This is a genomic window from Priestia sp. P5_B4 (assembly GCF_056400385.1).
In genome coordinates this window covers 1-707 of the sequence record NZ_JBFULJ010001365.1, presented here as the reverse complement: position 1 = coordinate 707, position 707 = coordinate 1, and the positions used below count along the sequence as shown (strand labels likewise).

Sequence of the window (707 nt, the reverse complement as noted above, 5' to 3'; positions counted from 1 at the left end):
GCAGGTGACATCACAACCTATGGAAGACATTCTCATGTCCCTTCTTAGAACCTTTGTTTCTTTCATTATCTTAAGCATTACAACTTTCCTGATTGGAAAACAAATTAACACGCATAATAATCATTTTACATTTGCGATGTCCATCATTATTGGGTCGTTCATCGCAAATATGGGATTTGATTTAAAATTAAAATTTCTGCCGATGTTCGCTTCTTTTGCTTTTCTTGTAGCCATTCATTTTCTTTTAGCATCAACAGCTCTAAAAAGCAGGCGCTTGCGAAAATGGATTACAGGACGCCCGACGGTTATTATGGAAAAAGGAAAGCTTCTTGAAGCAAATATGAAAAAAGTCAAATATTCTATTGACGACTTGAATCAGCATTTACGAGAACTAGGAACGTTCAACATTGCTGAAGTAGAATTTGCTGTTTTAGAAGTAAGCGGAAAACTGTCAGTATTAAAGAAAACTGCTTATCAAAACATTGCCAAACAGGACGTTTTGTCTAAGCCGTTTAAAGAAATGAGTTTACCGGTAGAACTCATCATGGACGGAGAAATTATTCATAAAAACTTAACATCTCACTATACCGAACAGTGGATCAACCTTGAGCTTTCAAATCGTCAGCTTCAGTTGAACCAAGTGCTGTATGCAGTTGTGTCAACAAACGGCATGCTCTATGTAGATGAGTATAAAGATCAGCAAGCTC

At 36.8% G+C, this 707-nt stretch carries 1 protein-coding gene; it reads left to right on the top strand.

The annotated features are described in order from the left end of the window. Positions 1 to 19 precede the first annotated feature (19 nt). Positions 20 to 707 (top strand): DUF421 domain-containing protein (locus tag AC1DRF_RS31020; protein WP_477742704.1); only part of this gene is annotated, 688 nt, incomplete at its 3' end.